Source organism: Neolewinella xylanilytica, assembly GCF_002934605.1.
Lineage (GTDB): Bacteria > Bacteroidota > Bacteroidia > Chitinophagales > Saprospiraceae > Neolewinella > Neolewinella xylanilytica.
The window spans coordinates 108,496-116,788 of the sequence record NZ_PTJC01000009.1 but is presented as its reverse complement, the minus strand read 5'-3'; the positions used below and the strand labels follow the sequence as shown (position 1 = coordinate 116,788).

Sequence of the window (8,293 nt, the reverse complement as noted above, 5' to 3'; positions counted from 1 at the left end):
GATGGTACTTGGGTTTACCCCGGGAGAGTAGGTCGCCGCCAATTTTATGAAAGCCTCATCGCTACAGCAGCGGTGGGGCTTTCTCCGTTTGGGGTGGGCCGGGGCGATCTGACGAGTAGGATGCGGCCTCCGGCCGCGCTAGTACAATGCGGTCTCCGACCGCGACAGTACGAAGGAACCTCCGGTTGCGAAGTGATGGCACCGTACAATGCGGCCTCCAGCCGCAACAGCATTAAGCGCCCGTGCTTCCTCGGTTTTCATGTAGGAATCGTCCAGGCCAGAGTCCCCAGCCATTGCCCCGGTAAAGGCACCTTCCTTGCACCCCTGCTAAGCTCGGCCACCGGGGCTGCTAAGGGTAACCTGCCAGTGCGTCCATGCCCCGAAACAACTCCACCCCAAAACAAAACGTTGTACAAGTGACCTTCGTCGAATAAGCTTATCGAAATAGACGTCCGATGGCTTATATTCAAGAAAACATTGCTCCATGTTACTCTTCACCGCCCTCGTGCTTTCAGTTTGGTTCTGGCGCCGGAATTTGAAGGACGCCTCGCTCTGGATGCTTCTCACCTACGCCGGCGTCGGGATACTCGCCTGGACGGACTTTAACTCCGTAGCCGTGGCAAGCAGTGCTTTCCCCAAGATCCTGAAGGACTTCATCATGCTGGGGATGGTCGGTTTCGTGCAGGCCATGGCCGTGAAAAAGCAAATATCGGTCTGGATGGCGGTGTTCCTCATCTTCGGCATGTTTGCCGCTGTACACTACCTGGACCAAATGATCGAAAGCGATGAATCGCAGTCGATGCACATCGACGAGGCCAACATAGGAAGTATGCTCGTGGAGTTAAAAGAAGGGGCAACGTCCGATGAACTCGAAGCATTCGCAGCCACGAACGGATTAAAGCTGGAACGGGCTTTCTTCCCGGAAGCGGCCGCCGAAACTTATTTGGATAACTATTTCGTCGTCGATGCAGAAGGAGTGGACGATAAGCAACTGAATGAGCAACTCAACCAATTAGCCTCCGTACGCTATACGGAGCCCAACGAAACCATACTAGTAGAGCCCTTCCTTACGGAATCAATTACCGAAGCGCCCGCCGGTAGTAAGTCCCTATCCATTAACGATCCGTTCACCGGGGAGCAATGGGCTATGGAAGTGCTCAATATGAATGACTATTACGAGGTCCTTCACGCCCAAAAACCTAAGAAACAGGCCAAGGTGGTAATTCTCGACACGGGAGTAGACGGTAAACACGAAGATCTAACCGACAATTACTTTTCCATTGAAGAAAAGTACGACAATGATCCCCATGGCCACGGAACTCACTGCGCCGGTATCGCCGCCGGTGTTACGAACAACGGACTCGGCATCGGAAGCCTGGCCGGAGCCGGTGATAGCCCTTTTGTTGAAATCAGTTCCGTGAAGGTCCTTAGTGCGGGAGGAATGGGGCAGCAGAAAACGATCATCGCGGGAATCATCGAAGCAACGGACGAAGGAGCTGACGTTATTTCTTTAAGCCTGGGCGGGCGTAGCAATCAAAGTAGCCAGCGCGCGTACAGCGCCGCCGTGGCTTATGCACACCGAGCGGGCGCCATCGTGGTGGTGGCCGCCGGTAACTCGAACCGGGACGCCAAAGACTTTGCTCCGGCGAATGCCGACGGGGTGATTACGGTTTCCGCCATCGACCAACTCCTGCTCCGCGCGCCCTTCAGCAACCGGACGGAGAAAATTGAAATGGCCGTCGCGGCCCCGGGCGTAGGTATCTACAGTACAATTCCCGGAGATGCGTACAAGAGCTATAGCGGTACCAGCATGGCCTGCCCCTTCGTGGCTGGTCTACTGGGTGTAATGAAATCGTTGAATCCGGATCTTAACCATAGCCAAGCATATGCAATACTTCAGGCTACTGGCCGCGAATCTTCCGAAACCCGAATCACCGGACCGATCGTCCAACCGGCAGCAGCAATTCGCGCCGTAGTTCGATGAAGCTGCTATTTTTACGGAATGGAAGTAAGGCTAGCGGATAATGTTATTGCCGTAGGTGGTGCGACAAGTGGACTGGGACTTGCCATCACGGAGCGCTTGATTGAGGAAGGAGCCATTGTCTTGGGTTTTGCCCGCAGTAGAGACAAGCTCAAAGCGCTGGCGACCAAGCACGGTGATCGATTCATATCCCACCCAGCGGATACGCAGGACAACATTGCCGTGAGAAAGCTGGGGGAGGCAATGATCGACTACAAAATTGCAGGTTGCGTATTCAATACCGGTGGCCCTCCCACAGGCAGTGTATCGGAATTGTCGATGCAAGACTGGGACACTGCCTATGCTAGTACGTTACGCTGGAAAATCGCCCTAACGGGCCATTTACTCCCTATGTTTCGTAAGCGAAAAAGCGGCAAGCTTCTTTATTTGGAAAGCGTATCCATCAAACAACCCATTGACAACCTGGTCCTGAGCAACACCATGCGTGCCGCCGTGGCGGGTTTCGTCAAGACGCTCAGCAGAGAAGAGGGAGAGAATGGAATTCGGGCAAATATTCTCGCACCGGGTTATCACGCGACCAGCCGGATTACGGCGGTACTGGATAAGGCCGCTCAGCTCAAAGATGCCAGCCGGGAAACGGTCGAGAAGGAGTTCCTAGCCGGGGTACCAACCGGTAAGATGGGTAATCCGGATGATTTCGCCGCAATGGCCGCCTTTTTACTGTCTCCGTTGGCGGAATACATTACCGGGCAAACCATCAGTGTCGACGGTGGGTTGGTCCGTCACATCACCGGATAACGAGTAAGTGTATGCAAGTAGTCTACCTCGGAAAAGCTCCTCGTGAATTTTTAGCGGATGATTGGACGGTACCGCCGGAGCCACTGTATGATCAACCGATGTTTGCCGTGGATATCCTTTTCGTGTTTGCGGGGCAGCAATTAGAGGCGGGGGACCGGGCTCGTTACGAATTAGTAGAGACTAGTGGGCGACCCATCGTACGGGTCGGGGCGGTACTTCTTCCCGTGAATCAGGAGCGGCAACCGGGTAATCTCTTGCTGGTGGCAAACTACAGCCAGGGGGAAGCAACCATCTACGAACAGTGGGCTACCGAACGTCCACGCTCTAACTATGTATCCGTGGATTGTGGCTTTTACGATCTGATTGAGAAGGTTGCCGTGAGCAACAAAGAGGTCCAATTAACCATGCGTCGGGCGAACGGGGTGCCCATGACGACCCATTCCGGAATAAAGTCCACGAAAACTCACCGAAAAGAAGAGTACGTCCAACTGACCGACGAGTGTTGGATCCGGATGGACCGAATTTTGTCTATCGACGGAACCCCTGCCCCCGGACCGGGAAGCGCCGATTAATTACTCCGTGAGGGTCGTCCCATTCGTTTATCCAGCCAGGTCATGACGGGGGTCACGCTAAACCCGTGGAGGAAAATCGATACCAACATGGTAAAGTTTACGATGGACCAGATACTATCGATGGAGGGAAATACTTCACTATTGTGGGCGTAGGCCAGGTAGTACAAGGATCCTACCCCCCGGATCCCGAAATAACTGAGGGCTAGTTTTTCTTCCCAGGGTAATTTGCAAGTGGTAAAGCCGATCAGCCCGGCGAGCGGCCGGATGACCAGTAATAAAGCCAGACCGATCATCGCCCCTTCGATCGTAAGGTCGCGCAAACCTCCCGTTCCGATGATTCCACCGAAGGCAATGAGAAAGATTCCAAGGATGGCCTGTTCTACCTGATCGGCGGCTTCGTAACTTTCAATTTCCGCCTTTTTCGCCTCGTCATCGTACCGGACCCTGCGACTCACCACCGAAGCGACAAATACCGCCAGGAAGCCGTAGCCTTCACACATTTCGGTTAATGAATAGGTAATTAGCGTTGCGGCCAAAATGAAGAAGCCCGACTCGATCTCCGTCTCCCGGACCTCGGCCATCTTGTCTTTGAACTTAAAGAAAATCCAGGATAGTCCGCGCCCGATGACGATGCCCATCAGCACACCCATACCGATCCGATAACCGAAATCCCACCAGGCCCACTGGATTAAGGTATCCTGAATGGATACCGCACCGACAAGTCCGATGGCCAAGTAAACGAACGGAAAGGCAAGCCCGTCATTCATACCGGCTTCCAGGGTCAGACCGAACCGTACTTCATCTTCCGGATAGTCCTCGTTGGGGGGGCCGACCTGTACGTTCGCCGCGAGTACCGGGTCGGTAGGGGCGAGTACCGCTCCCAAAAGGATCGCGCTGGCCGGTGCCAGGCCTACCCACCACCAACCTAAAAAGGCTACGGCGGCAATGGTGAGGGGCATTGTGATCCCGAGTAAGTACAATCCAGGGCCCCAGTTTTTGAAGGAGGGTTTCCGGTCGAGCTTCAAGCCCGTTGCGGCCAGCGAAACAATGACGATGAATTCCGTGATGTACTCCATCACGCGCCGGTCCAGCCGGGCATCCTCCGGGTTCATTAACGGCAGATCGAAAGGCAGGCTGAATACGATGAATCCGAATGCAACGTAGATGATCGGCAAGCTTACCATCTGGTTCCGAATCAGGCTCGGTAAAATAAAGGTCCCTAGAAAGGCTATGCCCGCTAAGAGAAGAAGAAGGATGTGCGTGCTCAACTAGAGAGATTCGGTTTGAAGTCCAAACGACCGCCAACGGGCATAGTTCGTTCGGGAGCCCTACGTGCTTACCTTGGTAGTTATTGCACCCGCGCTCCGCCGCCAAAACTAGCCATTCATGCGCTGCCAACGTCAGCTTTTTTCCCTTCCCGCAGATGAATGTTACCTCAACGGTGCCAGCCGGTCTCCGCAGTTGATTGCCGCAGCCGATGCCGCCCGCGATGCGCTTAAGTGGCGGGAACACAACAGCGGGATGCCCATCGAACAGTTCTTCCAACCGGTGGCTAAACTCCGGAAATCATTCGCTCGCCTAATCGGAAGCGAGGAAGCTGACCGCGTAGCCCTTATCCCGGCCGCGAGCTACGGCATAGCCACCGTAGCCAAAAATTTGCCATTGGGGCCCGGGCAGGAGGTCGTCGTAGCGCAGGACCAATTCCCGAGCAACTACTACGCCTGGCACCGCCGTTGTGACGAATCGCACGCAAGGCTGGTTACCGTAGCGAAACCAAGTGGTAAAGAAAGCTGGTCAGACCGGATCCTAGAGGCCATAACCATCCGGACCGCGGCGGTGGCTATCGCCCAGATTCACTGGTCGGACGGATCGGTTTTTGACCTGGAGGCGATCCGGCGACGCACGGACGAGGTCGGTGCCTGGCTTGTAGTGGACGGTACGCAGTCCTTGGGTGCCTACCCCTTCGACGTGAAGCGGATCCGCCCCGACGCCCTCATCGCCGGCGGATATAAATGGTTGCTGGGCCCGTATGGCTGTGGCTACGCCTGGTACGGGCCGCGTATGGACGGTGGCGTTCCGCTGGAAGAAAACTGGATCAATCGGTCGGGCAGCGACGATTTCACCCGGCTGGCAGCTTACCAATCCGAGTACCGCCCGCTGGCCGCCCGGTATTCCGTGGGTGAGCACAGCAATTTCATCAGTATACCCATGCAACAGGCCGGTATGGATTTACTGCTGAGCTGGCAGGCGGAAGCGGTGCAGACGTACATCCAGCAGCTGTGGCAATCGATTGATGCCGAGCTCGACCGTTCTGGACTGCGCTTACCGGATGGCTGCGCATACCATTTGGTGGGCCTTCGGCTACCGGACCACATCCAGATGGAGGCATTGAAGTCAGCACTGGCAACCCGGAAGATATCGGTGAGCTATCGGGGCGAATTAGTGCGCGTAGCCCCGCACGTATACAATAGCGAAGCGGACATGGAACAATTCGCGGCCGCGATCCGGCGGTGTTGCCAGACTACTCGAACTTAAAACTATACGACAAACTGACGATCGGGGCACCGAAAATGGTCAGTTGGTAGCTAGCCAGGGGACTGCTTCCGAAAATCTCGGCGTTTGCTCCGCTATCCCGGGGCTGATAATAAATGTTGTAGGCATTCTTACGGCCGTAGAGGTTGTAGACGGTAAGCGTCCAGTCGCCAATCCAGCGGCGGTGTTGCATGCCTGCATTGTGGATGGTCCAACTGAGATCGAGCCGGTGGTAAAGCGGGAGGCGTGCATTGTTTCGCTCCAGAAAAATGGGGACGGTGAGGTTGCCGATGGGTAAGTACCCATTCGGTATGCTGTAGGGACGGTTACTCTGCACGACCAGGTTCACGCTGACGCGATGGGTACGTCCGTCATCGATGGTGAAGTGGGTGTTAACGGTGTGTGGCTGGTCGAAATAGCCGCGGTACCATTCACCCTGGTTGATGCTGGTGGAAAGGGTAGGGCCTCCGACCCGGTTGAAAGCGCGGGCATAGGTATAATTGATTTCTCCGCTCAGCTTCCCCCCTGATTTCCGCAGGCTTAGTTCGCTACCGTAGGTACGGCCTTCTCCCTGGAGTAAATCGGTTTCCACATCGGGGCTCAGAAAAAAATCGGCGCCAGGCTTGTACTCCAACAACTTGTCAATGTCACGGTAATAGCCTTCGAGCGCCAGTTCAAACTTATCGCCGAGCAATTGGTACGCACCGATGCTGTAGAGGTGGCTGCGTTGGGGGGCTAAGTTGTTGTCGGACACTTTCCACCGGCTGCTCGGTAGGGGAGTAGTCGAGTTGAAAATATTTTGGAGGTACTGGCGATTCAGTGCGTATGCTGCTTTCAGGCTGGTACGGGGTCCGATTTGGTAACTGAGACCGAGGCGCGGTTCGAAGCCGCCGTAGGTTTGCATGATCGATCCCGCATCGTAATCCGTAGTTGCGTTAAATCCGCCGCTTAGCCGTTCGCCCTCCGGATAGCTCCGTTCTTCTCCGGGCCCCAACTGGGCATATTGGGTATACCGAATTCCGGCCGATACGGTCAGCTGGTCCGTGGCGCTCCATTCGTCCTCGAAAAAAGCACTCGTTTCCACCGCCTGCTCCCGGGCTAGTTGCGTAGGTGCGACATTGGTAGACGCACCAGGCAGGAGGGCACCCGGCTGAAGTTGGTAATGTGCAGCCTGCAGGCCCGCGGTAAGCCGGTGCCCCGTGGCGCTTCCAAACTCCAGCTTGCTGCTAAGCCCGGTATAGGTAATGGCCGATTGATAAACGACTTCGTTCGGTACGTCTACTTCGGGGAAGATTACCCGGGGGCGGTGATCGCTGCGTACGAGGCGGGTTAGCACGTTGATTTGCTTGCCGATGAGGCGCAGCCATTCCAGGCTTCCGTTGGCGGTGGAATAGTCGTACTGATTCGAACGGGCGATTACGCTGGCAAACCGGTTGATGAGGTCCAATTCGTAAAAGTCTCGGCTGTAGAAGGCAGAAAAGGTGAGGAAATCGTTTTTGCCGGTTTGGTAGCGTAGCTTCAGGGTGGCATCACCGAATTTGCTGCGGGTGTTTTTAAGCCGGTCAAAAGCTTTAAAAACGAAGTCGTTGAGTCCAGCCCGGGCGGAAAGGAGGACCTTCAGCCGCTTGTCGCGGGTAACCGGGGATTCCAGACTTAACCGACTGGATACGAGTCCGATGCCACCCTGCAACTTAAGGTGATCGCTGACCGGGTTGCGGGTCCGTACGTCGACGACGCTGGCAATCCGCCCCCCGAACTCGGCCGGGACGTTGGCGCGGTAGAGGTCGACGCTGCCTACGGCGTCGGGCGTAAATACCGAAAATAAGCCGAAGAGGTGGGTGGGCGTGAAGATCGGCGCGCCGTCCTGCAGTACGAGGTTTTGATCCACGGTCCCTCCTCGGATGCTTAACCCGTTACTGGCTTCGCCGGCGGAGTTGACGCCGCTTACGAGCTGTAAACCCCGAAATACATCCACTTCGCCGAGGGCTACGGGCAGCAACTCGATTTCGCGGATATTGAGCTGCTCCACGCCCATGACCGGTCGGGAAAGGCGCTCCGCGGCATTATTGCTGCTTACGGTTACGGTTTCCAGGGTAGAGGCAACGGGAACGAGGCGGATGTCCAAGCGCAGGGGAGCGGTTAGTTCGGCCTTTATTTTGTAGGCTTCGTAGCCGACGGAGGAAACCATAACGGTAATGGTTCCGGGGGAGGCCCGGAAAGCGTACTCACCATTTTCGTCCGTCATTCCACCCTGGGCGCTGTTAGCCACCTGCACGTTAACGTAGGGTAGCGCCGCTCCAGTGGTAGAATCTACCACGATGACCTGAACGCCGAGGTTCGTTTGGCCCGTGAGGCCGGAGGTAATAAAAAGCAGTAAGCAGAGCAGGGCAGACTTATACGGCATGATCGG

At 55.8% G+C, this 8,293-nt stretch carries 6 protein-coding genes; 4 read left to right on the top strand and 2 right to left on the bottom strand.

Annotation, left to right across the window (positions count from 1 at the left end; all coding sequences use genetic code 11):
* The first annotated feature begins 484 nt into the window (after positions 1-484).
* Genes CLV84_RS21095 through CLV84_RS21085 form a run of 3 tightly spaced genes read left to right on the top strand, consistent with a single transcriptional unit; the run spans position 485 to position 3,351 of the window.
* A complete protein-coding gene (locus tag CLV84_RS21095) occupies positions 485-1,984 on the top strand; it encodes a S8 family peptidase (RefSeq protein WP_104421837.1) in 1,500 nt (499 codons plus the stop codon).
* A gap of 18 nt (positions 1,985-2,002) precedes the next feature.
* The gene (locus CLV84_RS21090) at positions 2,003-2,779 is read left to right on the top strand and encodes an SDR family oxidoreductase (protein ID WP_104421836.1); all 777 of its coding nucleotides are present in this window, start codon (positions 2,003-2,005) and stop codon (positions 2,777-2,779) included.
* A gap of 11 nt (positions 2,780-2,790) precedes the next feature.
* On the top strand, positions 2,791-3,351 hold the full coding sequence (locus CLV84_RS21085) for a hypothetical protein (RefSeq protein WP_146088894.1): 561 nt from the start codon (positions 2,791-2,793) through the stop codon (positions 3,349-3,351).
* Here the strand turns inward: CLV84_RS21085 and CLV84_RS21080 are convergent.
* Entirely contained in the window at positions 3,348-4,619 is a 1,272-nt protein-coding gene (locus tag CLV84_RS21080) for a cation:proton antiporter (protein WP_104421834.1), read from the bottom strand. The two genes, CLV84_RS21085 and CLV84_RS21080, sit on opposite strands and share 4 nt — an antisense overlap.
* 118 nt (positions 4,620-4,737) lie before the next feature.
* Between CLV84_RS21080 and CLV84_RS21075 the strand changes: the two genes are divergently transcribed.
* Positions 4,738-5,886 carry an aminotransferase class V-fold PLP-dependent enzyme gene (locus CLV84_RS21075; RefSeq protein WP_104421833.1) on the top strand — a complete coding sequence of 383 codons (1,149 nt, stop codon included), beginning with the start codon at positions 4,738-4,740 and terminating at the stop codon, positions 5,884-5,886.
* Here CLV84_RS21075 and CLV84_RS21070 read toward each other — a convergent pair.
* Positions 5,873-8,287, bottom strand: a complete 2,415-nt coding sequence (locus tag CLV84_RS21070; RefSeq protein WP_170067812.1) for a TonB-dependent receptor — start codon at positions 8,285-8,287, stop codon at positions 5,873-5,875. The two genes, CLV84_RS21075 and CLV84_RS21070, sit on opposite strands and share 14 nt — an antisense overlap.
* Positions 8,288-8,293 lie beyond the last annotated feature (6 nt).

Coding starts and splice junctions, on each gene's coding strand:
- CLV84_RS21075 (WP_104421833.1), top strand. CDS start 4,738: ATGCGCTGCCAACGTCAGCTTTTTTCCCTTCCCGCAGATGAATGTTAC.
- CLV84_RS21090 (WP_104421836.1), top strand. CDS start 2,003: ATGGAAGTAAGGCTAGCGGATAATGTTATTGCCGTAGGTGGTGCGACA.
- CLV84_RS21085 (WP_146088894.1), top strand. CDS start 2,791: ATGCAAGTAGTCTACCTCGGAAAAGCTCCTCGTGAATTTTTAGCGGAT.
- CLV84_RS21095 (WP_104421837.1), top strand. CDS start 485: ATGTTACTCTTCACCGCCCTCGTGCTTTCAGTTTGGTTCTGGCGCCGG.
- CLV84_RS21070 (WP_170067812.1), bottom strand. CDS start 8,287: ATGCCGTATAAGTCTGCCCTGCTCTGCTTACTGCTTTTTATTACCTCC.